This is a genomic window from Haemophilus sp. HMSC061E01, from assembly GCF_001810345.1.
Taxonomy (GTDB): Bacteria; Pseudomonadota; Gammaproteobacteria; order Enterobacterales; family Pasteurellaceae; genus Haemophilus_D.
In genome coordinates, this window is sequence record NZ_KV801015.1 from 274830 (window position 1) to 298988 (window position 24159).

23 protein-coding genes and 2 other RNA genes are annotated in these 24159 nt (G+C 39.9%); 9 read left to right on the plus strand and 16 right to left on the minus strand.

Annotated elements, in window-relative coordinates; translation table 11 throughout:
* Window positions 1-282 (plus strand): RidA family protein (locus HMPREF2732_RS07225; protein ID WP_070592263.1); only part of this gene is annotated, 282 nt, incomplete at its 5' end.
* Between the two features lie 90 nt (window positions 283-372).
* Window positions 373-783, plus strand: a complete 411-nt coding sequence (locus HMPREF2732_RS07230; RefSeq protein WP_070592264.1) for a Z-ring associated ZapG family protein — start codon at window positions 373-375, stop codon at window positions 781-783.
* Between the two features lie 59 nt (window positions 784-842).
* Here the strand turns inward: HMPREF2732_RS07230 and lolE are convergent, their stop codons facing one another.
* The 11 genes from lolE to HMPREF2732_RS07285 all read right to left on the minus strand — a co-directional run bounded on the left by lolE (window position 843) and on the right by HMPREF2732_RS07285 (window position 10525).
* Window positions 843-2093, minus strand: coding sequence for a lipoprotein-releasing ABC transporter permease subunit LolE (lolE, locus tag HMPREF2732_RS07235; RefSeq protein ID WP_070592265.1), 1251 nt, complete (start codon window positions 2091-2093; stop codon window positions 843-845).
* Window positions 2093-2776: a lipoprotein-releasing ABC transporter ATP-binding protein LolD gene (gene lolD, locus HMPREF2732_RS07240; protein ID WP_014065207.1), complete on the minus strand. Its 684-nt coding sequence runs from the start codon at window positions 2774-2776 to the stop codon at window positions 2093-2095. The genes lolE and lolD overlap by 1 nt, the downstream gene beginning before the upstream one ends.
* Before the next feature lie 3 nt (window positions 2777-2779).
* Entirely contained in the window at window positions 2780-3961 is a 1182-nt protein-coding gene (locus HMPREF2732_RS07245; protein WP_070592266.1) for a lipoprotein-releasing ABC transporter permease subunit, read from the minus strand.
* Window positions 3961-4908: a 2-hydroxyacid dehydrogenase gene (locus tag HMPREF2732_RS07250; protein ID WP_070592267.1), complete on the minus strand. Its 948-nt coding sequence runs from the start codon at window positions 4906-4908 to the stop codon at window positions 3961-3963. Before HMPREF2732_RS07250 ends, HMPREF2732_RS07245 begins: the two co-directional genes overlap by 1 nt.
* Window positions 4909-4974: 66 nt before the next feature.
* A complete protein-coding gene (gene kdsA, locus HMPREF2732_RS07255) occupies window positions 4975-5829 on the minus strand; it encodes a 3-deoxy-8-phosphooctulonate synthase (RefSeq protein WP_070592268.1) in 855 nt (284 codons plus the stop codon).
* 12 nt (window positions 5830-5841) lie between these two features.
* Window positions 5842-6645 carry a SirB1 family protein gene (locus HMPREF2732_RS07260; protein WP_070592269.1) on the minus strand — a complete coding sequence of 268 codons (804 nt, stop codon included), beginning with the start codon at window positions 6643-6645 and terminating at the stop codon, window positions 5842-5844.
* Window positions 6645-7523: a peptide chain release factor N(5)-glutamine methyltransferase gene (gene prmC / locus HMPREF2732_RS07265; protein WP_070592270.1), complete on the minus strand. Its 879-nt coding sequence runs from the start codon at window positions 7521-7523 to the stop codon at window positions 6645-6647. The genes HMPREF2732_RS07260 and prmC overlap by 1 nt, the downstream gene beginning before the upstream one ends.
* Window positions 7520-7978, minus strand: coding sequence for an RDD family protein (locus HMPREF2732_RS07270; protein ID WP_070592271.1), 459 nt, complete (start codon window positions 7976-7978; stop codon window positions 7520-7522). The genes prmC and HMPREF2732_RS07270 overlap by 4 nt, the downstream gene beginning before the upstream one ends.
* Before the next feature lie 61 nt (window positions 7979-8039).
* Window positions 8040-9122 (minus strand): peptide chain release factor 1, encoded by a 1083-nt coding sequence (prfA, locus tag HMPREF2732_RS07275; protein WP_070592272.1) that lies wholly within the window; start codon window positions 9120-9122, stop codon window positions 8040-8042.
* A gap of 97 nt (window positions 9123-9219) precedes the next feature.
* Window positions 9220-9756: an elongation factor P hydroxylase gene (locus HMPREF2732_RS07280; RefSeq protein WP_070592273.1), complete on the minus strand. Its 537-nt coding sequence runs from the start codon at window positions 9754-9756 to the stop codon at window positions 9220-9222.
* Window positions 9757-9901: 145 nt separating this feature from the next.
* Complete coding sequence (locus HMPREF2732_RS07285) at window positions 9902-10525, minus strand: LysE family translocator (protein ID WP_070592274.1); 624 nt, start codon at window positions 10523-10525, stop codon at window positions 9902-9904.
* Between the two features lie 773 nt (window positions 10526-11298).
* On the opposite strand from HMPREF2732_RS07285, the gene HMPREF2732_RS07295 reads away from it, so the two are divergent.
* Window positions 11299-11919, plus strand: coding sequence for a DUF1269 domain-containing protein (locus HMPREF2732_RS07295; protein ID WP_070592276.1), 621 nt, complete (start codon window positions 11299-11301; stop codon window positions 11917-11919).
* A gap of 357 nt (window positions 11920-12276) precedes the next feature.
* Here the strand turns inward: HMPREF2732_RS07295 and HMPREF2732_RS07300 are convergent, their stop codons facing one another.
* Both HMPREF2732_RS07300 and ssrA read right to left on the minus strand, forming a co-directional pair.
* The gene (locus HMPREF2732_RS07300) at window positions 12277-12855 is read right to left on the minus strand and encodes an NAD(P)H-dependent oxidoreductase (protein WP_070592277.1); all 579 of its coding nucleotides are present in this window, start codon (window positions 12853-12855) and stop codon (window positions 12277-12279) included.
* A 200-nt stretch (window positions 12856-13055) separates the two neighbouring features.
* Window positions 13056-13421, minus strand: a transfer-messenger RNA (tmRNA) gene (gene ssrA, locus HMPREF2732_RS07305).
* A gap of 107 nt (window positions 13422-13528) precedes the next feature.
* Between ssrA and HMPREF2732_RS07310 the strand changes: the two genes are divergently transcribed.
* Both HMPREF2732_RS07310 and dinB read left to right on the plus strand, forming a co-directional pair.
* Entirely contained in the window at window positions 13529-14026 is a 498-nt protein-coding gene (locus HMPREF2732_RS07310) for a hypothetical protein (RefSeq protein WP_049372660.1), read from the plus strand.
* A gap of 109 nt (window positions 14027-14135) precedes the next feature.
* Window positions 14136-15203, plus strand: a complete 1068-nt coding sequence (gene dinB, locus HMPREF2732_RS07315; protein ID WP_070592278.1) for a DNA polymerase IV — start codon at window positions 14136-14138, stop codon at window positions 15201-15203.
* Between the two features lie 87 nt (window positions 15204-15290).
* Here the strand turns inward: dinB and rnpB are convergent.
* Window positions 15291-15667: RNase P RNA component class A (rnpB, locus tag HMPREF2732_RS07320), an RNA gene on the minus strand.
* A gap of 124 nt (window positions 15668-15791) precedes the next feature.
* On the opposite strand from rnpB, the gene HMPREF2732_RS07325 reads away from it, so the two are divergent.
* Together HMPREF2732_RS07325 and HMPREF2732_RS07330 are read left to right on the plus strand one after the other, a co-directional pair.
* A complete protein-coding gene (locus tag HMPREF2732_RS07325) occupies window positions 15792-16727 on the plus strand; it encodes a KpsF/GutQ family sugar isomerase (protein WP_070592279.1) in 936 nt (311 codons plus the stop codon).
* A complete protein-coding gene (locus HMPREF2732_RS07330; RefSeq protein WP_070592280.1) occupies window positions 16727-17272 on the plus strand; it encodes a KdsC family phosphatase in 546 nt (181 codons plus the stop codon). The genes HMPREF2732_RS07325 and HMPREF2732_RS07330 overlap by 1 nt, the downstream gene beginning before the upstream one ends.
* Before the next feature lie 71 nt (window positions 17273-17343).
* Here the strand turns inward: HMPREF2732_RS07330 and HMPREF2732_RS07335 are convergent, their stop codons facing one another.
* Together HMPREF2732_RS07335 and HMPREF2732_RS07340 are read right to left on the minus strand one after the other, a co-directional pair.
* Complete coding sequence (locus HMPREF2732_RS07335) at window positions 17344-20001, minus strand: PqiB family protein (RefSeq protein ID WP_070592281.1); 2658 nt, start codon at window positions 19999-20001, stop codon at window positions 17344-17346.
* Window positions 19985-21238, minus strand: coding sequence for a PqiA/YebS family transporter subunit (locus tag HMPREF2732_RS07340; protein WP_049368980.1), 1254 nt, complete (start codon window positions 21236-21238; stop codon window positions 19985-19987). The genes HMPREF2732_RS07335 and HMPREF2732_RS07340 overlap by 17 nt, the downstream gene beginning before the upstream one ends.
* Window positions 21239-21407: 169 nt before the next feature.
* On the opposite strand from HMPREF2732_RS07340, the gene proQ reads away from it, so the two are divergent.
* Together proQ and prc are read left to right on the plus strand one after the other, a co-directional pair.
* Window positions 21408-22055: an RNA chaperone ProQ gene (proQ, locus tag HMPREF2732_RS07345; protein WP_049368979.1), complete on the plus strand. Its 648-nt coding sequence runs from the start codon at window positions 21408-21410 to the stop codon at window positions 22053-22055.
* 28 nt (window positions 22056-22083) lie between these two features.
* The gene (gene prc, locus HMPREF2732_RS07350; protein WP_005698539.1) at window positions 22084-24153 is read left to right on the plus strand and encodes a carboxy terminal-processing peptidase; all 2070 of its coding nucleotides are present in this window, start codon (window positions 22084-22086) and stop codon (window positions 24151-24153) included.
* Window positions 24154-24159: the final 6 nt, after the last annotated feature.

Sequence of the window (24159 nt, forward strand, 5' to 3'; positions counted from 1 at the left end):
TTTGCCGGTCAAGTACCGGAAAAAACCGTTAAGCAAAATGCTTACGAGCAAACCAAAGAAGTCCTTTCACTGATCGATAAATTATTGGCTGAAATTGGTTCTGAAAAAAGTAAAATTCTTACCACGCAAATCTTCCTTGCTGATATGGCTGATTATGCCCAACTCAACCAAGCATGGGATGAATGGGTCGATAGCCAAAATCCACCAAGCCGAGCAACGGTAGAAGCGAAACTTGCAGATCCTGATTGGAAAGTTGAGATCGTGATTATTGCAGCTGTGTAAACGCTGCTTTTTCAAAATGTGATCAACTGCAAAGAAAGTTTTTCAGTTTTCCTTTACACTAAACATTGAATTCAAAATAAGGAGTAATGTATGCAATCATGGACACCAGAAATGTGGCAAGCCGCTGTGATTGGGCTTGTGGTTGGCGTAATCTTAGGCTATTTATTATTACGTTTAACAAAAGGTTCCGTAAAAAAACAAGTTCAGACCGAAGCTGAACTGAAAGAAGTGAAAACACAATTAAGCGATAAACAAGCACAACTTGAAAAACATTTCGCAGAAAGTGCTGAATTATTTAAAACCTTAATTGGTGATTATCAAAAACTGTACCGTCACTATGCAACTTCATCTGAAGCCTTGCTTGGCAGTAAACCAGCCGACAAAGGTTTATTTACACAGCAATTAGTGACCGCCTCATCAGAAAGCAAATCTGAAGAGCCTCCACGCGATTACTCCGAAGGTTCATCTGGCTTATTAAAAACAGATAAAGAAAACCAGTAATGATTAACGGTTGAACAATAAAAAAATCAGGGATTAAATGCTTAATCCCTGATTTTTTATTAGTGATTACTCAATACTTGAGCCGGTTGTAATTTTGCTGCCCGACTGGCGGGATAAAGACTGGCGAGTAAACTCAATACCAATGCCGCCACGAGAACTAATACAACATCGAACCAATGTAATTCACTCGGTAAGAAATCGACAAAATAAATACCATCCGATAACAACTTTTTACCGAGTAATGTCTCGATGCCTTGAATAATCGGCGTGAGATTCAGTGCAAGTACGACACCTAACACGATACCAATCAAACAGCCTTTCATTCCTGCAAGCAAGCCATACCAAATAAAGATTTGTTTAATAAATCCATTATTCGCCCCTAGGGTTCGCATAATCGCAATATCACCTTGCTTGTCCTTTACCGCCATAATTAAGGTTGAAACGATATTAAAACACGCTACCCCTATTACAAGCACCATCGCGATATACATCACTGTACGGATAAGTTGAATATCACGATACATATAGCCAAATTTTGCCACCCAATTTTGAATATAAAGCAGTTGCGGATAATCATTAAGCATCGAATAATCCATTTCTTGTACTTTAAATGGATCATCAATTTTCAATTCAACACCGGTAATTTGATCTTCACGATATCCCATTAATTCTTGCGCTTGAGGTAATGCCAGTAAGGCATAACTGTGGTCTAACTGACCATCTAAACGCAAAATAGCGGTCACTTGAACACGCTCACGATTAGGTTGAGCCATTTGATCTTCGCCATTCGGTTGAGAGATTAATAATGACACCCAATCGCCTGCTTTAACATCTAACTCTTTGGCAATACCAGAGCCCAGCACCAATCCGCCTTCTTCTGCAAATTTCTGCCAGCCATCACCTTCCACAAACTTACCAAGAGAACTCACTTGATCTTCAGCTTGTTTATCTACCCCTTTCACTTGTACAACTTTAAGTTTATTGCCATTTTCGACTAAGGCAGTAAAACTCACAAAAGGTGAAAGTGCGGTAATTTTTTTGTTTGTTTTTAGACGTTCCGCAAGGTTCTGCCAATGGTTTAATGTGGCTTCATTGGCATGTGGATTAACGGTGATTTCCGTATGTGGTACGACAGCCAAAATACGTGAATTCAACTCACGCTCAAAACCATTCATGGCACTTAATCCCACAATCAATACTGCCACACCAAGGGCGATACCGATAGCAGAGAATTTTGAAATTAACGCCACCAATGGATTCTTTTGCTTACCCCGTTGATAACGCCAACTAATGAAAAAAGGCGTATTCATTATGCACCTTCCTTCAAAATGCCGTCTTGCATGGTTAAGCAACGAGACAGTTTTTGCGCTAATGACATATCATGTGTAACCAATAAAAACGCAATGTTTTGTTCCGCATTCAAGGTTTGAATCAACTCAAAAATACTTTCTGTGGTTTTATGATCCAAGTTACCAGTTGGTTCATCAGCCAATACAAGAGCGGGATTATTCACCAATGCACGAGCAATCGCAACACGTTGACGTTCACCGCCAGAAAGTGCAGATGGACGATGAGTAATGCGATGACTTAAGCCTACTGCGCCTAATATTTTTTCAGCACGATCTTTTGCTTCTGTTTTATTCTGACGACCAATTAACATCGGCATCATTACATTTTCCAATGCGGTAAAATCCGCCATTAAATGGTGAAATTGATACACAAAACCGAGATTTTGGTTACGTAATTTAGCCAATTCACTTTCAGACGCTTTTTGCAAAGATTGCCCTTTAATAAAGACTTCCCCACTACTTGGCTGATCTAAACCACCCAAAGTGTGCAATAAAGTACTTTTTCCTGAACCAGAACTCCCCACAATCGCCACTAATTCTTGTGGTTTCATGGCAAAGCTTACGCCTTTTAATACTTGGGTTTGGTTCTCGCCTTCTTGGTAAAATTTATTAATATTTTGGCATTCTAATAAGTAGTTATTCATATTTTACTCATAACGTAATGCTTCCGCTGGCTCAGTTTTCGCCGCACGATAAGCTGGATAAATGGTTGATAATAAAGATAATAATAAAGAAAAAGCAATCACAATAATGACTTGCACAGGCTCAATGGATGTTGGCAAGAAAACACCATTCGGATTGACCGCACTTAAAATTGCCCCAAGGTTTAAGGTGATTAATACACCCAGTACAGCACCAATCAATGTGCCCACTAGCCCCACCAATAAACCTTGATAAATAAAGATAGAACGCACTTGTGATTTAGTGACACCTTGCGTTTGCAGAATAGCGATTTCCCCTTGTTTATCCACCACCATTAAACTTAATGAGGTCACGATATTCGAAATCGCCACAACAATAATTAAGCTAATCAACAAGCCCATCATATTTTTTTCCATACGAACTGCTTGGAAAAATTCACCTTTTTGGACACGCCAATCGCTGATATGACTCTCTTTAAAATAAGTTGGTAATTCTGTGATTTGGAAAGGATCATCTAGGAATAAACGATAGCCTTGCGCCTCACCTGGTTGAATACGCATTAGGCGACCAATATCGGCTAAATTAGCAAAAACTTCATAGCCTGATGCTTCGCCATAATCATAGTAAAGCTCGCTCACCGTAAATAAACGCTGCATCGGCACGCGACCAAACGGGGTGTATTGGCTGTTTTCCGTAATCATTAAACGAACCTTATCACCCACTGCTAAGCCTAATTTTTGCGCTAACTTATCGCCAATAATCAACTTAAACTCACCTTGCGGTAAAAGTTGGTTAAACTGACTAGGAGCGATCTCTTCTAATAAAGGATCATCTGAAAAAGACTGAATACCAATCACTTGGCCTGCACTTACGCCTTTTGCTGTTTGAAACACAACATTCGTCGTATTAATCGGCACGGCTTTTTGCACAAAGTGCGGTGTATTTTCAAGCGGTTTTTCAGCCGAAATAGGCGCTTCTTGGCTAAGAATCGCGTGTGGAATGCTCGAAAGTACCTGTTGTTTTTGATAGCCTTCTAATCCATTCATAACAGAAAGTACAATAATCAATGCCATCACACCCAGTACGATGCCAAAGCTTGCCAAATTAGCAACAAGTCGCCCAAAACGATCAGCGCTTTTTGCCCGCCAATATCGCAGGGCGACGTATAAAGAAATAGGTAAATTCATTATTTTTGATTTAATTGTTGAACGAAATCTTCAATATTTTGCGCCACTTTTTTCGTTAGCGTGGTTACCGCACTATCACTCGCCCAAGCAATATGAGGTGTGATAATTAAATTAGGCATCGTTTTCGCTAATTCAATCAGTGGATTGTTTTTCTCTGGTGGTTCTTTCACTAACACATCTAATGCGGCACCACCTAGTTGTCCTGATTTTAATGCGTCACAAACTGCTTGCTCGTCAATCAATGGACCACGACCAGTATTGATTAAATACGCACCTTTTTTACAAAGTGACAAGGTTTCTTGATTGATTAAATTTTTAGTTGTTTCAGTCAATGCACAATGCAATGTCAGAATATCGGCTTGTTTTAGCACGTCTTCAAAAGGTGTGTAACCTTCACGGCACGTTGCTGCATTTCGATGTTCAGCATAAAGCACTTTCATGCCTAAAAGTTCTGCTAAACGCCCTACTTCTGTACCTAAACAGCCTTTTCCAAACACGCCTAACGTTGAACCTTTAACATCTGTAATAGGATAATTAAAGTAGCAGAACTGTTTGCTCTCTGTCCATTTTCCCGTGATTTGATCGCGTTGCCATCCAGCTAGACTATGTTTTAACGCAAAAATCATCCCCAACACATGCTCAGGTACTGTTGTGGCAGAATAACCTGTCACATTTTTAACCGTCACACCCAATTCTTTTGCAGCGTCTAAATCCACGTTATTGGTGCCCGTTGCGGTGATAGCAATCAATTTTAATTGAGGTAATTGTTGCAACACCTCACGGCTTAAAATCACTTTACTGGTGATAATAATATCCGCGTCTTTTGCTCGCTCAATGGTTTGCTCTGCGGAAGTATATTCATACTCTACCCAGTTATGCGGAAAGCTTGGACGAGGAATAGGAATATGTTTCGGAATTGCCGTGCTGTCTAAAAATACGATATTCATTGTCATCTCCTTTTACAGAACAAAAGTGCGGTCAAAAACAACGCTGTTTTCAACCGCACTTCTCCATTAGATAGACGTATCTAATTCAGGGAAAGACTTCACTAAATCATCAATGGCTTTCATCTGTGAGACAAAACCTTCTAATGCTGAAAGTGGCAATGCTGAAGGGCCATCACATTTTGCTTGGTTTGGATTTGGGTGCGCTTCTAAGAATAAGCCTGCAATGCCAATTGCTAAACCAGAACGCGCTAATTCGGTCACTTGTTCACGACGACCACCTGAAGCGGCACCAAACGGATCACGGCATTGTAATGAATGAGTCACGTCAAAAATAACTGGGCTGCCTTTAGACACTTTTTTCATTACACCGAAACCTAACATATCCACCACTAAATTATCGTAGCCAAAGTTTGAACCACGATCACAAAGGATGATTTTATCGTTACCACATTCTTCAAACTTATCGACGATGTTACCCATTTGACCCGGACTTAAGAATTGTGGTTTTTTCACGTTAATTACCGCCCCCGTTTTTGCCATGGCTTCGACTAAATCAGTTTGACGAGCTAAGAATGCCGGTAACTGAATCACATCCACCACATCAGCAACAGGCTGGCATTGATAAATTTCGTGCACATCGGTAATCACTTTCACGCCAAAGGTTTCTTTTATCTCTTGGAAAATTTTTAAACCTTCTTCCATGCCTGGCCCGCGGTAAGAATGAATTGAAGAGCGGTTAGCTTTATCGAAAGATGCCTTAAAAATATAAGGAACGCCCAACTTTTCAGTCACTTTTACGTAAGCTTCACAAACTTGCATTGCCATATCGCGACTTTCAAGCACGTTCATCCCGCCGAAAAGTACAAAAGGTTTGTCATTTGCGACATCAATATTGCCAATTTTTACAATTTTATTTTGCATAATATTTCCTTTTTAATGGATGGACTTGGCATCTTTCAATGCTTCGCCTTTCAGTTCTAAAAGTTGAGTTTTTAACAGAGAAGAAGCGGGATCATTTGGACATTGATCCACAAAATATTCCAAATCCTCAATGGCTGAAGGATAAGCGCCCATTTGCGCCAACACTAAGCCACGATCGCGAATATCGTAAGGATCTTTTCTTCCTGCTAACAAGAATTGGATATAATTAAACGCCAAATCGTTTTGTTCTTCACGAATTAAGGCATTTTTGGCAAGCTGACGGAAACGTACGGTAAGCATCGGAATATCTGCTCGAGCTAAATCTTCCGGTTGAATTTGAGCCCCAAAACCAAAGGCGCCTTCATAGAGTTTTTTCAATTCATCCACTGAAATATATTTTCCGCACCAAGGATCAATAAATGCCACTTCGCCATCCACTTCCGCACGTAAAATCAGTTGCGTCGGGAAATTCACGGGATAAATCGGCAATTTTAAACTTGCGGCGAGATAAAGTACTAAAGCGCCAAGACTCACTGGCATGCCTTCACGTTCTTCTAAAATATACGGAAGGTATAAATTTCGGGCATAGAAATAAGTATCCGCATCGCAATGAAAGCCCCAATCACCGTAAAATAACTGCAAGAGTTGATGAATTTTAACTTTATCATCCCATTCTTCTGGAATAGCTTGGCGAGCTTTGCGCACCAAGCTTCCAACAAGCCCTCTTAGACGAGGCTCATCAAGTTGCTCTTTCTCACAAATGCTCAAATAAAAATGAGTCAGCTCTGCATATAAGGCTTTTTGATCGTATTTCATTACCGCTTCCAATATCCCAATGTTACGCGCTCATTGTCGCCATAATCCCGTATGGTTGCAACCCCTTGCCAATGATTTTGCCAGAAAATTGACCGCACTTCTTCACCCTGTTTCCAGCCATGCTCTAACAATAAATAGCCGTGATCTTTTAAATGTACTGGTGCATACTCAATAAGATGACGTAAATCAGCTAAACCGTTTTCGCCCGCCACCAACGCCGAACGAGGCTCGAAACGCACATCACCTTGGAAAAGATGTTCATCGGCTTCATCAATATAAGGCGGATTACTGACGATAATATCAAACTGCCCTTCAACATTTTCAAACCAACGACTCTGTAAGAATTGCACCTTGAGCTGATTTTTTTCGGCATTGGATTGCGCTAATTTGACGACTTCTGGCATTAAATCAACACCAATGACATCTAATTGAATATGCTTTTTTTGACAAATAGGAGAAAGCTCAGAAGCCAACGCTAACGCAATGGCGCCAGTGCCGGTACCAAGATCGAGAATACGAAAGTGCGGTGGATTTTCTTCCAGTTTTTCTAACGCAATTTGTAATGCTTTTTCTACAAGAATTTCAGTATCGGGGCGAGGAATTAATGTTCCTTCAGACACATTTAAAGGCAAGGACCAGAATTCTTTTTCACCGAGGATATAAGCGATAGGTTCGCCTTTTAAACGACGATCTAAAAGTGCGGTCAATTTTAACCGCACTTTTTCATCAATTTCCGTTTCATCGAAAGCTAAAATTTGTGTTCTCGATTTACCCGTTGCGTGTTGCAATAGCACTAACGCATCAACTTTACCATTCTCTGTCGGATTTACCTGATTTAAGGCTTCAATAGCCTTAAGTAACCATTTGTTGTAAGTCATAGAGTTTTAACAACTATTGTCGACATTATAGCATCAGTTAGCGAGCGGCGTTCACGGCTTACAAAAACGACAATCACACTAATTAAAATCAAACCTGTCAGATGTAAAATAAAATCTAAAATTTCTCTAACAACATACTTTCCAAAACTAACTGGTTGATTTGTTGAATAATCTAAGACTCTAATATTTAACCAATATTTTCCCAATGTTTGCCTATAAGTTTTCATAAAATATAATTGCAAAGCAATATACAAAACCAATCCAATTAGAAGTCCCAGCTCTGCATTTTCTCCTATAGAAAATAATCTTACTCCTGCAAACACAAAAAAATACCCCATCAAATTATCAATAAACGCCACACACCAACGTTTAAATCTATTTGCAAGTTGAATTGGATAAATATCAACCACCTTATCCGTATAGTTTTTTTTTGAATTATTATTTTCCACTAACATGGCATATTCCCTTAGGTAAATACTTTAAAAAAAGAGCATCTAAAACTCGATGCTCTAGCAATTAATTACTCTCAGATAACGCCGCTAATTGATCTGCTTGATATTCAGTGATAATCGGCTGAATAAGCTCGTCAATTTTGCCGTTCATCACTTCATCTAAGCGATAGAGCGTTAAGTTGATACGGTGATCTGTTACACGACCTTGTGGGTAGTTATAAGTACGAATTTTATCAGAACGATCGCCTGAACCTAATAAGTTACGGCGGGTATCTGCTTGCTCTGCCGCTTGGCGTTCTTGCTCTGCTTGAACAATACGTGAAGCCAATACAGACATCGCTTTAGCTTTATTTTTATGTTGTGAACGCTCATCCTGACATTCCACCACAATACCCGTTGGAATGTGAGTAATACGTACCGCAGAGTCTGTTGTATTAACGTGCTGACCACCCGCACCAGATGAACGGTAGGTATCAATACGTAAATCTGCAGGATTGATTTCCGGCATTTCAGATTCTGGTAATTCAGGCATTACCGCAACAGTACAAGCTGAAGTATGAATACGACCTTGGCTTTCCGTTTTTGGTACACGTTGTACACGGTGGCCGCCTGATTCAAATTTTAACTGACCGTACACACCATCACCGCTTACTTTAACGATCACTTCTTTATAACCGCCCTGCTCGCTTTCATTTGCGCTGAGTATTTCAACACGCCAGCGTTTACTTTCTGCATAACGGCTATACATACGGAATAAATCGCCGGCAAAGATACCCGCTTCATCCCCACCTGTACCCGCACGAATTTCTAAATAGCAGTTATATTCATCATTTGGATCTTTCGGTAATAAAAGAATTTGAAGTTGTTGCTCCACTTCTTCAATTTCGGCTTTGGATTCTTCAATTTCCATTTCTGCCATTTCTTTCATTTCAGGATCATCTAACATCAATTCTGCTTCAGCAATGTTAGAATTAAGCTGATTCCAACGATTAAAACATTTCACCACATCTTCAAGTTGTGAATATTCTTTAGAATACGCACGGAATTTATCCTGATCCGAAATTACCGACGCATCGCCTAGCAATGCCTCTAATTCTTCATAACGTTCTTTTAAACTTTCAAGTTTTGCAATAATAGAATCTTTCATATTTTTATAAAGTTAAAGCCAAAAATAAAATCGACCTATTTTAGCCGATTTTAGGGAGAATTGACAGACGCAAAATCTGCCTAAAAATGACCGCACTTTAGATGCGAGTAACATCAAATTTCGCTAAATCAATTCGATCTTCTGCGCCATAAAATTGAGCCAAGGCATGACGCAAGGTTTCGGCACGTTTTGGTAAGCCTTTTTCTGCATAGGTTTTTACTTGTTCATACACCGCTTGCTTAAATGGTTGCGTATCTCCCGGATTGCCATTCAAATTATCCGCACTAGCAAAATAACGAAAACCTGCCGCTGTGGCTAAAATCCATTCCAATGCTTGAGGCTTCACTTCCACCTTTTCAAAATCACGTTGACGATCTTCAGAACGTCCATCCGGCTCATACCAATAGCCAAAATCTTCTAATTTACGACGCTCTTTCCCCGCCACTAACCAATGGGCAATTTCATGTAATGCACTGCTGTAAAAGCCTCTCGCAAAGTAAATCGCATTATAAGGCACCTCATCATTTGCAGGAATATAAATCGGCTCATCCCCACCTTTAACCAATCGCGTATTATATTCTTCTTCAAAACATTGATTAAAAATCGCAATGATGTCCTCAAGTTTGTGTTCCATGCTTTCTCCAAATATTTTTATCAATAAAGCCTCTTAAAAGGTTTAAGAATTATCTCATTTTTAATGTTTTTCACAAAATCTTAGGTAAATAAAAACCGTCTGTAAATGCAGACGGCTTTTGATATGAACATAAAAAAGTGTTTGATTAGCTTGAAACGACTTTTATACCTAAACCAACCATAACGACACCTAGTACACGATCGATCCAATGTCCAGCACGTTGGAATTGTCCATTAACGGAAGGAATGGAAAGCAAAAATGCCACCACGGCAAACCACGCAAATTGCAAGACCATCATCCACACCCCGTAAATAGCTAACTGCCACAATGGCATATCAGGGGAAAGCACGACAGTAAACACCGAAACAAAATAAACAGGAGCTTTCGGATTTAATACGTTGCATAAAAAACCTTTCCATAAGGTTTTGAGTGGGCTTTGAGGCGCCACTTCTATTTTGCGAACCTCTGTAACCTCTTTTTTAGCTTTAGCACGTAAACCGTGAACACCTAGCCAAATCAAATAAGCGCCACCCACAATTTTAATTGCGGTGAGTAACCATGAAGCCTGTGCAATCACCACTGCTAAGCCCAAAACGGAATAAGTGATATGTATGCCTAATCCCAACGCAACACCCAATGCACAAATCATTCCCGCTTTGCGACCTCGACTTAATGTCTGTTGAGAAACAAAAATAAAGTCAGGCCCAGGGGAAATAGCGGCTAATAAGTGAATCCCTGTAATTAATAAAAAACCGTGCCAAAATTCCACGTTTTACTCCCATTCGTTATAAACTTTAGAGTAATGATAACAAAACTGTACTCTGGGAAAAACTTTTTGTAGGGATATTGTTGGAATCAGCTTTTAAGTGCGGTCAAATTTCAACGCATTTTTACAAATCCGTTTCAAAAATAGACCGCTATTTACTTTATTTCAATCCTTTTTCTACCAACCAGTTTTCCAGCACATTGGCGATTTCTACGTTATTTGCTTTGGCAAAGGCGAAATCTTCAAATACTACGAAAAAGCCGGCCACCTGCAAGCCTGTGCGGAGGAAATTGAAACGCTGCTGCTGGAAAAATTGGAGCGGTGGGAGACGCTAGAAGCGAAGCTGAACGGGGATTTATTCAGGTACCCTGATGGAGCGTTTGAAAGCCAAAGGCTACCTGAAAAATAAAAAGCAGTCTGCACTTTGGTTTTCCGCGTGCAGGCTGCTTTTATTTGCTAATTACAAAACCGGTAATCGGTATAACCATGCTCCACGCTGCGGAACATTGTGGCACGGTCGGGCTAGTTCAGTTCTGCGCCCAGCTCAAAGTGGCGCGCAAGTCGGGATTGGCCAGAAATGCCGAACCGTAGACAATCAGATTGGCAATGCCTTTTTCCAGTCCCGCCTCGCCTGTGTCGCGGGTAAAACCCGATTTATTACGTTACGTTGTTAACTCAATCACTAGTTGTTAACTCAATCACTATATGTTACATTGGTAATAATCAAACGCATATCGTGTTTGATTAGCTTTTCCAACCCACATAAGGAGTGTTCTATGAAACAAAATGTTATTGTCGCCTTATTTGACGTTCCTAGCGAAGCCTATCAAGCCTTTTCCGAATTGAAGGCCTACACGCAGACTGCCGATACTTTGATTGCCCAAGCCGTCCTGATTAAAAAGGAAAACGGCCTAATTATCCCGGCGGAAAGCACGGACTTTACCGCAAACACCGAAGGAGGGGCTTGGACGGGCGGTCTTATCGGCGCATTGGTGGGCATACTCGGTGGCCCAATTGGCATGCTGCTGGGTGGTACGGCCGGCGCGCTCATCGGCAGCGACGCAGGCACGGCGGCTACTATCGGAGAAGGTCTACTGTTAGAAAATACCGCCCAAAAACTGAATGACGGCAGTACTGCCGTGATTATCCTGGCTCAAGAATCCGACGAATCCGTGTTGGACGGGTTCTTCAACCGCTTCAAAACCGTCATCCTGCGTCAAGATGCCACTGTCGTCCAACGGGACGTGCTGGCTGCCGTAGAAGCACAACGGGAGGTGGAACGCCAAGCGCACGAGGCATGGAAGAAACAGCGCAAAGCCGAATTTAAAGAAAAATTGGAAACCTTCAAAGCCGACATTAAACAAAAATTCGACAAACTAGCCGCCAAACTAAAATAAAGCCTGTTAACTCGACCCCTACCAAATGTAGGGGTTTTTCAATGAACGGGTAAGTTTACAAGTAATATTTTTCAGGCAGCCTTCAAAGCTATCTGAAACCTTGTTTACCCATCAGAAACACCCTGACGAACCATTCAACCTAATTTTGAAGAATCCCAAAAAAGATTTCATGGCGGAAACCCCTAAATTTATTAAAGAATACGACAACAACACGGGCAAAATTCCGTTTGATAAATTCGAGCAGTTCTTCAAAGCGAAATTGAAATAATATGAATAAATAAAAAACCGTCTGAAATGATCGTTTCATACGGTTTTTAAAATGATTAAGTGCGGTCAAATTTCAACGTATTTTTGCAATTAACCAAATACTTTTTCCAAGTGTGCTTGGTAGTCCGCTAAGTATTTTTCTACTTGTGGATTTTTAATCACATCGTTACATAAGAATGTCGGCAGACGGGTCAAGCCGATGAATTCGTTAAGTTTGTGGAAGTGCATGTATAAAGCATCCACGCCTTTGCCTTCGAAGAAGTCGCCTTCGCGAGTGAACGCTTCAATCGGGGCATTCCAAGTAAGCGAGAGCATGTGTTTTTTACCTTGTAACAAACCACCTGTGCCGTAGCCTGCAGTCGGATTGACACGATGACGACCATCACTATGGTAAAGCTTGCCGTGTCCGGCGGTTAATACTTCGTCTATGTATTTTTTCACTGTCCAAGGTTCGTGCATCCACCAACCTGGCATCTGCCAAATCACGGCATCCATCCACAAGAATTTTTCGATTTCTGCTTCAACATCATAGCTGGCATCAATCACGGTTTCTTGTACATTGTGTCCAAGTGCGGTCAAAACTTCTTTCGCTTTTTTGTGAAGCGTGTGGTTCAACTCGCCATGTGAATGGCCAAAATCTTTACCACCGTCTAGTAATAAAATATTCATTTTTTCTCCTTTAGCTGATAATTTACCGATTACTAAGCACTTTACTAATGCAACAATTTAACCAATCAATAAGCGCCAACTATTAAACGTACTACTCAAATTCGAGAGTTTGATAGAAGTTAAAAGCGCAATAAAAAAGCCTTGAAGTCATTATTTTCAAGGCTTTAAAGTCTTTCATAGGACTTGATAGGTTTATTTTGTGGTGGAGCTGGCGGGAGTTGAACCCGCGTCCGAAATTACTCTACCTTCAGTACTACACGTTTAGTCTCGTCTTTAATTTCACTTAAGCATGCGGACAGACACGCTAAACTTAAGCTAGTTTGATTCAATTTAGTGCTTCGATCCTCAAACGGTGGCTTCCACACGATCTCGTTTTGGTTTGACTCCGCTTTATCCCCGTCTTACGAGCGGAAGCTGGGGAGCGAAGGCTATGAGCAGGTTATTAAGCTGCTAAAGCGTATTGTTCGTCGTTTGCGACTATTTTTTTGCGGTTTATTTACGAGGCCTACCGCACCTCGACGTGCACCTTGGGCTTCGCTAATCCCGTCGAATCCAGAATCAGCCCCAAAATCGTTCGGCAGTTTATCAAAAAATCCAAGAAAGGAAAAGAAGCTATTTATTAACCTAAGAAGTTAGGGTAAAATTTTGCCACTTTTTAATAAGGAATCAAATAATGAAAACATTAAAATCTCTGACCGCACTTTCATTAGGTGCATTATGTTTAGCATTTAACACACAAGTTATTGCAAAAGAAGCAACACCCGCAAAAACAACACAAGCAACTCAACAAGTGACAAAAGCGAGTGATAACATTGACAAATATCTTGCCATCAATATTGGTAATCGTGAAATGGTGGTTGATGAAAATGGCCAAGCATTAAGTGCATTCAAACATGAAATCACTAACATTGGTCAAAAACCAATCAAAAACATTCAATGGGTGGGCGTATATGTGAATAACCGTAAAGTTATTTACAGCCAAGATATGCAAATCAATTTAGAAACTCCATTACAACCGGGTAAATCCATCAATATTAATTTACAAATTCCGTTTGTTCAATTGGCTGAAGATGCTCGTAAAGTCTTTATGAACCAACAAGAAAAAATTGATGTTTATCCTATTGAACGCGTTATCCTGTTTGGTGATAAAACCGTTCTTTCTGATCGTTAATTTTCTTATCTAGCCCACGTAATGTGGGCTTTTTAATAACTGTATACTTGAACAGTTATTTTCTTTTCGATATACTAAAAACACGCCTAATTTTGACCGCACTTATAGCATGAACTCCACCCGAAAAATCATTCACATTGATATGGATTGCTTTTATGCCTCTGTTGAAATCCGTGAAAATCCAACGCTACAGGGAAAACCTGTCGCCGTGGGGGGAAGTTCTCGACAACGTGGTGTACTCACGACCTGTAATTATGAAGCTCGAAAATTTGGACTACACAGTGCGATGCCTACGGCACAAGCTATCAAAAAATGCCCGAATCTAATTTTAGTGCCAGTTAATATGCCGCTTTATAAACAGGTATCCGCACAAATTCATCAGATCTTTCAACGCTATACTTCTATCATTGAGCCACTTTCCTTAGATGAAGCTTATTTAGATGTTACGGATTGTACACAATGTTCAGGATCCGCCACGTGGATCGCACAAGAAATTCGCCAAGCCATTTTTGATGAATTAAAGCTGACCGCCTCTGCTGGTGTGGCGCCCCTTAAATTTCTTGCCAAAATTGCCTCCGATATGAATAAACCGAATGGACAATTTGTGATTCAACCTCATGAAGTTGAACAATTTGTAAAAACACTGCCATTAAAAAAAATCCCTGGCGTAGGCAAAGTCACCTCTGAACGTTTATTGAAAATGGGATTAGAAACTTGCGAAGATGTGCAAAAACTCGATCAATCTATTTTGTTAAATATCTTCGGTAAAATGGGTAAGCGAATTTGGGATTTTAGCCATGGCATTGATGATCGTGAAATTCAAGCACATCGAGAACGAAAATCTATCGGCGTAGAACGCACTTTATCTGAAAATATTCGTCATCTCGAACAAGGTATAGCGTTGCTAGATAATCTCTATGCCGAGCTTATTCGCCGTATTGAACGAAGCGCGCCGAATATCCCTTTAACCGCTTTTCGCAAAATTGGGGTGAAATTAAAGTTTGAAGATTTTCAGGTGACGACCTTAGAAAAAACAGGATTGCCTTTATCACTAAAAAGCTTTCAACAATTACTGGAACAAATTTGGCAACGTAGCCACGGAAAATCCATTCGTCTCGTGGGATTACACGTAAATTTACCGGAAGAAAGCCATTTAGAACAAATGAGCTTGTGGTAAAACACAAAAGAAAATGACCGCACTTTTATTCATTCCATCCCGAGTTGGATAACTAAAAAACAAAAGTGCGGTCATTTTTTGATGAATTTGTTGAGTTGGTCGATAAGCCGAGTTCTGTCGTGGACAATCATTCCTCTAGGCGACAAATTACTCTGCCGCTCAAGCAACCTACCCGAACTCTGGACGGGCCATCCATTGAGTTCCTATTTGGTCTTGCTACGAGTGGAGTTTACCTTGCTGCACGTTGTTACCAACGGCACGGTGTGCTCTTACCACACCCTTTCACCCTTACCGTTTTCACGGCGGTCTGCTCTCTGTTGCACTGGTCGTCGGCTCACGCCGCCCGGACGTTATCCGGCACTCTGCCCTTTGTAGCTCGGACTTTCCTCTCGTTTACTTGTCCCACTAGGTCGTGCGAACACGGTTAAGGGCTTCAATAAACCAGCGATTGTCTAACCAACTCGCGGCGTAGTATAGGGGGAATTCAAAGAGCGGTCAAATTTTCATTCTTATTTTTAATAACTTCCGTTAGAATAGCCCTGCAAAACACGGTTATTTTCAACCGCACTTTTATCATAAGGATTTCCTATGAATTATTTACAAATCGCACGAGAAACGCTTTCTGTTGAAAGCCAAGCGCTCACACAACTAAGCCAACGCTTGGATGATGAGTTTTCTCAAGTTGTGGATCTTATCCTTGCTTGCGAAGGTCGTTTGGTCATCGGTGGTATTGGTAAATCGGGGCTAATTGGCAAAAAAATGGTGGCGACTTTTGCTTCTACAGGAACACCAAGTTTCTTCCTTCACCCAACCGAGGCATTTCATGGCGACTTAGGTATGTTAAAACCCATCGACATCGTGATGCTGATTTCTTATAGCGGTGAAACCGATGATGTAAATAAACTCATTCCAAGTTTGAAAAACTTCGGCAATAAAATTATTGCTTTAACCAGCAATAAAAACTCTACGCTTGCTCGCCATGCGGATTATGTTTTAGATATCACCGTAGAACGCGAAGTCTGTCCAAATAACCTCGCACCAACCACTTCTGCGTTAGTGACTTTAGCCTTAGGCGATGCCCTTGCGGTTTCATTGATTACTGCTCGCCATTTCCAACCGGCTGATTTTGCGAAATTCCATCCAGGTGGTAGCCTTGGTCGTCGTTTGTTATGCAAAGTGAAAGATCAAATGCAAACTCGCCTGCCAATTACCACACCAGAGACCAGCTTCACTGATTGTTTAAGCATTATGAATGAAGGTCGTATGGGCGTGGCATTAGTGATGGAAAACCAACAACTTAAAGGCATTATTACCGATGGTGATGTGCGCCGAGCATTAACGGCTAATGGTGCAGATACCCTTAACAAGACTGCGAAAGAACTGATGACCTCGTCACCGAAAACGATTCATGAAAACGAATTCTTAGCGAAAGCAGAAGACTTGATGAAAGAGAAGAAAATTCACTCACTTGTTGTGGTCAATGATGAAAATAATGTTGTGGGTTTAGTGGAGTTCTCAAGCTAATGATTAACGAAAAATTAAAGAAAATTAAATTGGTCATCACCGATGTCGATGGCGTATTAACTGATGGTCTACTCCATTACGATGCGAATGGTGAAGCGATTAAGAGTTTCCACGTTCGTGATGGTCTTGGTGTCAAAATGTTGATGGATGCAGGTATTCAAGTCGCCGTATTATCGGGCAGAGATTCTGCGATTCTACGTAAGCGAATTAGTGATCTCGGAATTAAATTGTTCTTTTTAGGCAAGCTTGAGAAAGAAAGTGCTTGTTTGGAACTCATGAAACAAGCAGGAGTTACAGCAGAGCAAACAGCCTATATTGGTGATGACAGCGTCGATCTCCCTGCTTTTGCAACCTGTGGCCTTTCTTTTGCTGTGGCAGACTCTGCGCCTTATGTGCAAAATGCTGTGGATTATATACTTTCACTTGGCGGCGGGAAGGGTGCATTCCGTGAAATGTCCGATATGATTTTACATGCTCAGGGCAAAGATGAAGTCTATACTTCAGCCAAAGGCTTTTTAAAATCAGTCAAAAATATGGGGCAATAGCACTATTCAAAATACCTAAAAAAATAACCGCACTTTGATTATTCAAAAGTGCGGTTATTTCTTTTTATGTTTTATTGATTTGCCGGTAAAGCACCCGAATTCCAAGTTGGTGCTTCAGCTGGTTTCTTCACTTGCAACATAAAACGCTGATTTGCCGTTGCTTGCGGTTGAACGATCGTACCCGATGGAGTCGAGAACGAAATGCCCCCTTTCAACAATTGCTGTACGCTACCGGTATTAAATTCTGCGCCTTTCCAACCAAGGTTGAAATCATAACCTGATGAAACCCAGAACTCTGAATTTTTACGTACCAAATGTTGATACTTCGGTGTAATCGCAATATGTACCAATACACGATCACCTAAAGAATTCAATTCAAACTTACGAACGGTTCCCACTTCAACACCTCGATAAAGCACAGGTGAGCCTTCCGTTAAATTCATCGCATCACTGGTTTCCAAAATAAATGGCACGCCATTGCTGTATTTATTTCGAGGTTGTGCGGTTTGCGCTAAATTAAACTGTGTTTTTGATGGACCTTTACCTAATTCAATATCAATGTAAGGCTGTAAAAGGCTATCTAAGTTTTCAATTCCACCCGCTGAAATTTGTGGGGAAATCACTTTAAATACCGTCCCCTCTTTTGCAATCATGCCCATATAACTTGGGTTAATTAATGCTTTTGCTGTGATACGATTTGTTTTTTGATCAAGTGTAATCTGCTCGACCTCACCCACATTCATACCAAGATAACGCAAGCTCATTCCTTTACTTAAAGCGGTTGCATCATCTGTTATTAACGTAATCACTTGCCCCGCTGATTTAGCTCTTAGTTCACTTGGATAAAGTGTTTTATTTTTGCCTGACCCCGTATTATCAAAACTAATTGCGCCTTTCAATGAACGAGCAACCGGTGAAGCCTGGATACTAATGCCTTTCGGCGTAATATCAATCTGTGCCGCACTTTCAACCCAGAATACGCTTTTATCTGTTAGAAGATCTTGATAAGTCGGATAAATGTACACATCAATATCAAAATTATTGGCTTTTGGTCTTACGTTAATAATTTTACCCACTTCAAACTGACGATAAAGCACGACAGAACCTTTACTAATACTTGGCAAATTAGTGGAATGTAACACAATCGTTGGATTCACTAAGTTGCCCGTAACACCTGTTTCTGCACTGCTAATATCCTTATAAAGTGGATAGGTAGAATGCGGTGCGCCACTTCCTTTTTTAGGTAATACTCTCACCCCACCTTGTAGCCATTTTGATGGCGTTGCTGATTCAAAACGCAATCCGTCTATACCAAAACTTACATCAAAATTAGAGGCTGCCACAAATTGAGTATTTTCATGAATAAGATTGCGATATTCTGCCGCTATCGCTACTTCAAATTTGACACCATCAACATTTAAGTGCTGCTTCACAATTTGACCAATAGCAATATTGTTATAAAACACGGATTGTCCTTCAGCAATCCCATAAGTTTCTGGTGCAGTTAAAGTTAAGAGTAAAGTATTCGGCGCTTTGAGCAATAACTCATGTTCTCGAATCACATCAAACTGCGTTTTGCTTTCTCCGCTACCCGGAATAATTTCAAAATAATCTCCACGGAAGAATTTTTTCGGATTAGCCACATCACCCAAATCTAACTTACGATTTTTTAACACAATACGTGTATTCGTTTTTAAGAGGTTAGCTTGGTTTGGATCGATTAATAATGTGCCTTTTAAAATTTCTTCATTATTTTCGTCCGCACTTAAAGATGAAAGAAGACCCACTTGCTCGTCACCATAATAAACCGAGGTTTGACCAGCATCTAAACCCGCAGTCACTGGAATAGTCACCTCAACTTCAATACCTCGTTTAGCTGCTTGCAAGTTAGAATAAAGTGTATAGTGACTATTAGTCACAGCTTGTGGGCTATCTGATGGCGAATCGAATGATACCGCACCTTGCACTACTGCATTTAAACTATCAACCTCTACATTCACACCTGATGCATTAATGTTGGCGTTGATACCACTAATATTCCAGAAACGTGAATCTTTCTTCACAAAATGCGCGAAGGCTTTATCAATTACCACATCAATTTCAACTTTATTGTCTTTATTGAATCGGTAATCATAAATTTTCCCGACTGGCATTTTTTTGAAATACACAGAGGCACCAATCGAAATTGAACCTAAGTCATCTGAAATTAAATGAATTAATAAATCGCCAGGATTGACTTGTGCAATAGGGCCTTGCTCTTCCGCAATAAATTCATCTTCTGAATCACCATCACCTGGTTGGAGGGTAATATAATTTCCTGAAACCAAAGAATCTAAGCCTGAAATACCTGCAAGAGACACACTTGGCTGAACAAGCCAGAACTTAGTATTTTCTTTTAACACCTCAGTCGCTTCAGAATAAATATTTGCCTCAACTTTCACTTTTTGCATATTGTCGGTAAAGTTTACCTTCTTCACGACACCAATTTGTAAGCCTTGATAGCGAATAGGGGTTTTATCTGCAACGAGCCCTGCCCCATTAGAAAACGTGATCGTAATAGTCTTTCCTCGTTCTTGTACAATTTGGAAAAATAAAATGGCACCAATACATAATGCGATAAAAGGTAACAACCAAAACGGTGAGATGCGTTTATTCTTACGTAATAACGCTTCTACATTGTTAGATTGCTCATCAATAGATTGAGATTCTGGTTTATTGTTTTCTGTCATAAATTTTCCAAATTAATCGACTATCAAACTGAGAAGTTGAAATCATAGTTAAAAACACTGCTGCACCGAAATAAAATGCGGCAGGGCCTACAGTAAAATTAATAATCTGTCCGCGTGTTACTAGAGACATCATCAAGGCTAACACAAAAAGATCCAGCATTGACCAACGTCCCACAAAGTGAACGATATGTAATAACCGCATCTGCCATTTAATTGAATGTCGCCATTTAAAATGCACACTAGCCAGTAAATATAACATAATGAGAATTTTGCTTACTGGCACAAAAATACTGGCGAAGAATACCACGAAAGCAACAAAATAGCTCCCCATGCTTATAAATGACATCACGCCCGACATCAAGGTATCTTGTGACAAATTTCCTGTTAAATAAACACCGGATATTGGGAGTAAGTTTGCGGGGAAAAGCATGATAATCCCTGCCACTAATGTCGCCCAAACGCGTTGTAATTTTACACTATCAGGTGTTTCAATAAGCGATGCACAACGTGGACAAATTGCACGATGACGGTGATCGTATTCTTGATCTTCTTTTAAAAAAGTGTAATCACAGGCGGTACAAAGTTCTAACGGTTTATCGCTTTTGGTAACCGGTTTCTGATCGGGATAAAAATCATGCCACAAGTCATCTAAATTAATTTTAATGAATAATAAAGTGGTTAAAAGTGCAGTAAAAACAAAAGCAATTAAATATACATCCACTTCTAATGTGGCATATTCGCGCACTTTAAACATGGTGACACCCAGTGCAACTAAATAGACGTCAAACATGACCCAAGGCTTAATATATCCCACAAATAATAAGACATTACGAGGCTTAATTTTGAGTAATTTAGAAAGCTGCAACATAATGACTAAAATCGCAAAAGAGACAGGCATTAAAACAGCACAGATAAAAATCATAAATGCAGTATAGGAATATCCCTCCACTGCCATTTTCCAAATTCCTTTCCAAACAGAAGCATCAATTTTAGTACCCAGTAAATCTAAGCTCAATAAAGGATAGCCTAAAGCAAATGGCATTAAAATTAAGATAGAAAGGGCGATTAATGAACAACGTTTAAGTGACCAATGACTTCCTGATTGCAATTTATGATGGCAACGCGGACATTGCGCGTATTCCCCTTCTTGCGGACGACAAACAGACACCGTTGCATCGCATCCTATGCAACGCACTAGTCTATAAGTGGCATGAGTAAAATCAGGTGTTTTTGTCATTATGTTTTCAGAAATTATAAAAGTGAACTATTTTAGCCTGAATTAAGGGAATTTGTGAAGTTATTCATTAGAATTAGAAACGGAATTATTCTGTCCAACCATTGTCAATCCTTATAAAAGTGCGGTACACTGTGCAAGTTTTTATTTTTTATCCTAGGAAAACTCAGAAATGACAGATTCTCAAGTTGAAGCCCAAGTTGAAAATAATGCTGAAGGCGTTCAAAAATTAACTGATACAAAAGCGATCATTGCATATCTTGTAGAAAAATTCCCACTTTGCTTTATTGCTGAAGGTGAAGCAAAGCCATTAAAAATTGGGCTTTTCCAAGATCTTGCTGAAGCATTAAAAGATGATGAACGTGTCAGCAAAACTCAATTACGTCAGGCTTTACGTCAATACACCTCCAACTGGCGCTATTTACACGGCTGCCGCGAAGGTGCTGAGCGTGTGGATTTATACGGTAACCCTGCTGGTGTATTAGACGCAGAACATGTTTCTCATGCGACTCAACAATTAGCAGATGCAAAAGCTAAATTTGCAGAAAAACGCAAAGCAGAATTAGCAGCCAAAAAAGCACAACAAAAACGACCTGCTCGTAAACCAAATTCAAATCAAGCAACTCGCAAACCAAAAGCCCCGCAAGTAAAACTAAGTGCGGTTGATTTCACAACACTTTCTGCAGGTAGCAAAGTGAAAGTGAAAGTAGCAGAACAAGCGAAAAATGCGACCGTATTAAATGTGGAAAAAGATGGCGCACGCGTAGAACTTGAGAATGGTTTAGTGATGACAGTCACCGCAGATCGTTTATTTGCCTAATAATTTATTTCTTATCGGGAAAGGTTAAATGAAATTACATACAACCAAAAGTCTTATTGCGACAGCAATTTTAGGTGCGTTATTTCTTCATTCGTCTGACACATTTGCCGTGCAGCCGAAATTAAAGCAAAGCGATATTACGATTCCTTCGGCAACTGACGCAAATCAGTTGGCAACAAAACGTGCAACAACGCGTTTAACCCAATCACATTATCGTAAATTCCAGCTTGATGACGCCTTTTCCGAAAAGATTTTTGATCGTTACATTAAAAGCTTAGATTACAGCCATAACACCTTTTTAAAATCAGATATTGATGATTTACGTGCTAAATATGGTTCTAAATTAGATGACCAACTTAATGAAGGCGATCTTTCTGCGGCATTTGCTATTTACGATCTGATGATGAAACGCCGTTATGAGCGTTATGCTTATGCATTATCTTTATTAGATAAAGAACCTGATTTAAAAGGTAATGATCAAATTGAGATCGATCGTGAAAAAGCTGCGTTCCCAGCAACGGAAGAAGAAGCCAATAAGCTTTGGGAAGAACGTGTCAAAAATGATGTAATCAGCCTGAAATTAAAAGATAAAAAATGGCCTGAAATTAAAGAAAAACTGACTAAACGTTACAATTTAGCGATTCGTCGATTAACTCAAACTAAAGCGGATGACATTGTTCAAATTTATATTAATGCTTTTGCTCGAGAAATCGATCCACATACAAGCTATCTAGCACCACGTACTGCAAAAAGCTTTAATGAAAGTATGAATCTTTCTTTAGAAGGGATTGGTGCAACATTACAATCTGAAGATGACGAAACTAGCATCAAGTCTTTAGTACCTGGTGCACCGGCTGAACGCAGTAAAAAATTACAAGCGGGCGATAAAATCATTGGTGTAGGCCAAGAAAAAGGTGAAATCGAAGATATTATCGGTTGGCGTTTAGAAGATATCGTTGACAAAATTAAAGGGAAAAAAGGAACAAAAGTTCGTCTTGAAATTGAACCTGCAAAAGGTGGAAAAAGCCGTATTGTCACTTTAGTGCGCGATAAAGTCCGTATTGAAGACCAAGCTGCAAAACTCACTGTTTCTAAAGTAGAGGGGGAAACCGTTGGCGTCATTAAAATTCCAAGTTTCTACATTGGCTTAACTGATGATGTGAAGAAATTATTAGTGGATGCTGAAAAGAAAAAAATTGGTGCTTTAATTGTGGATCTTCGTGAAAATGGCGGCGGTGCATTAACGGAAGCCGTTGCATTGAGTGGTTTATTCATTACTGATGGTCCGGTGGTTCAAGTTCGTGATGCTTATCAACGTATTCGTGTACACGAAGATGATGATAATGCTCAGCAATATAAAGGTCCATTATTGGTGATGATTAATCGTTTCAGTGCGTCTGCTTCTGAAATCTTTGCTGCAGCAATGCAAGATTACAACCGTGGTATCATCATTGGGCAAAATACCTTTGGTAAAGGTACGGTACAACAAAGTCGTTCATTAAACTTTGTTTATGATTTAGACCAAACACCACTTGGTGTGTTGCAATACACTATCCAAAAATTCTATCGAATTAATGGTGGTTCAACCCAATTAAAAGGTGTAGCAGCTGATATTAATTTCCCTGAAATTATTGATGCCAAAGAAATTGGTGAAGAAAAAGAAGATAACGCCTTACCTTGGGATAAAATTCCGCCGGCGACTTATTCTGAAACCAATAAAGCGCGTAAAGATGTTGAAGCATTAAATGAAAAACATCTAGAGCGTATTGCAAAAGATCCTGAATTTATTGCTTTAAATGAAGATCTTAAGATTCGTGATGAACGCCGTGAGCGTAAATTCTTATCATTGAATTTCCAAGAGCGAAAAGCGGAAAATGATAAAGATGATGCGAGACGTTTAAAAGATCTCAATGATCGTTTTAAACGTGAAGGTAAAAAAGCATTAAAAGACATTGATGATTTGCCAAAAGACTATGAAGCACCTGATTTCTTCTTAAAAGAAGCGGAAAAAATGGCAGCTGATTTAGTGAAACTTAATGCGAATCAACAAAAAGTGGATGCTGAAATAAAACAAGAAGCGGCAAAAGCAACAAAATAACGATTA